Origin of the sequence: Acinetobacter sp. YH16053, assembly GCF_013417035.1 — a bacterium.
In the GTDB taxonomy this organism is placed as follows: domain Bacteria; phylum Pseudomonadota; class Gammaproteobacteria; order Pseudomonadales; family Moraxellaceae; genus Acinetobacter; species Acinetobacter towneri.
The window spans coordinates 1-1,882 of sequence record NZ_VPEP01000099.1 but is presented as its reverse complement, the minus strand read 5'-3'; the positions used below and the strand labels follow the sequence as shown (position 1 = coordinate 1,882).

Annotated in this window: 2 protein-coding genes; both read right to left on the bottom strand. The window is 36.2% G+C overall.

What is annotated here, in order from left to right:
* On the bottom strand, positions 1-768 hold a 768-nt coding region (istB, locus tag FTV43_RS15255; protein WP_179995817.1), incomplete at its 3' end, for an IS21-like element ISEc57 family helper ATPase IstB.
* A complete protein-coding gene (gene istA, locus FTV43_RS15250; protein WP_021545039.1) occupies positions 768-1,793 on the bottom strand; it encodes an IS21-like element ISEc57 family transposase in 1,026 nt (341 codons plus the stop codon). The genes istA and istB, both read right to left, overlap by 1 nt.
* Positions 1,794-1,882: the final 89 nt, after the last annotated feature.

Genomic DNA, 1,882 nt, shown 5'->3' with positions numbered 1-1,882 from the left:
CTCAATTTGTGGTTGAATTCCTACTCTCTTTTTATCTTTTAGACGATAACTTTCCCCAGATATTTGTACAACATGACAATGATGTAATAAACGATCCAACATTGCTGCTGTCAAAGTAACATCATCTGCGAATGATTTAGACCACTGGCTAAATGGTAAATTACTGGTCAAAATCGTACTGCCTTTTTCATAGCGCTTGGCAATAACATTAAAAAATAAATTTGCTTCTTCACGACCAAATGGTAAATATCCTATTTCATCGATAATCAATAACTTTGGAGCAAGTACAACACGTTGCATGTAGTTTTTTAATTTACCTTGTTGATAAGCTAGGCTAAGTTGCAACATTAAATCAGCTGCAGTAATAAACTTAGTCTTAATATTATTCATAATTGCCTTATAGCCTAAAGCCATTGATAGATGTGTTTTCCCAACACCACTTGCACCAATAAATACAACATTTTCAGCTCTTGGAATAAAGCTTAAATTAAATAGTTCAAGCAACTGCGACTTTGGAGCACCTAAAGCATAATTAAAATCATAAGCCTCCAACGTTTTGATTTGAGTAAGACCTGAAAGTTGTAAAAGAATCTGTTGACTACGTTGCTGCTTGGCTGTGTATTCATGTAATAGCATAGCTTCAACGAAATCTGCATAACTGCCATCCTTTGCTAAGGTTTGTTGTGCATGATGTGACCATTGTGATGCCACTGTTTGTAGACCAAGCTGACGGCAAAGCTGTTCAATACGCTCATACTGTAAATTCATTAAGAAACCTCCAGTAATTCATCATAGATTGATAAGGGGTGTTGAACACTCTCATGAGGTATGAGTGATGATGGGCTAACATCATCAATTACAGATTTTTTAGAACCATCATTAAATAAAGGTAATGAAGAAAAAAATTGTTGTTCTTCAAGCAAACGAGTACTTGGTTTTTCTTTAGTTGTTGCATGAATGCGTTGATTTGCTGTTTCACTAAGCCATCGACCAATATAGGCATTTGCCATATCAACATCTAAGCTAAGGTCAACCACCTTTAAACTTGCTTTTAATGGCACGATAAAACTTGATTTCAAATAACTATTAAAGCGTTCTACTTTACCTTTTGTTTGCGCACGATATGGCTTACAAACACGTGCTCGGAAGTTATATTTCTTAGCACAATCAAGTAATTTAGCATTCCAGCGATGTTGACCATCTTGATAAGCATCACGTTCAATGATAATGGCCTTAGCATTATCAAATAATACATCTTTAGGAACACCACCAAAGAACTGAAAAGCACTTTCTAAGCCATCAATCCATGCATCAGAACGTTCATGATCATAAAACTTAACAAAGGTTGCTCTAGAGTATCCCAAAGTTGCAACAAATGCTTTTAATGTGGTGTGATGACGTCGAATTGTTGTGAAATCAACCTGCATTTGTTGACCTGGTTGAGTCTCAAATCGCTTAATCGGCTCTGGTTGTTTAGTTGGCTTTAATGTATTGAGATAATTTTGTAGTGTTCTAATTTTCCCCGTGTAGCCTTTTTGCAAGATTTCTTGATACAACACTGCAGCCGGTATCCATTCTGGATCGGCGGCATTTACACGTTTGATTAAATACGGTTTATAAGGCTCAAGAATACTCACTTTAGATTGTGTTCGTTGATATTTAGGTGTTACTTGAGATCGTAAATATTTACGCACAGTATTTCTAGAAATACCGAGTTCGCGGCTAATTGCCTTAATAGATTGACCTTGTTGATGAAGTATTTGGATTGTCACTGCTTGCTCCAAAGTTAACATGTTGAGCAGTCCAAAAAGACCACTATATTAACCAAGGGGGTCAATTTTCAAATGCTGTTGGGGGGTCATTTTTACATTGCCGCTAACAT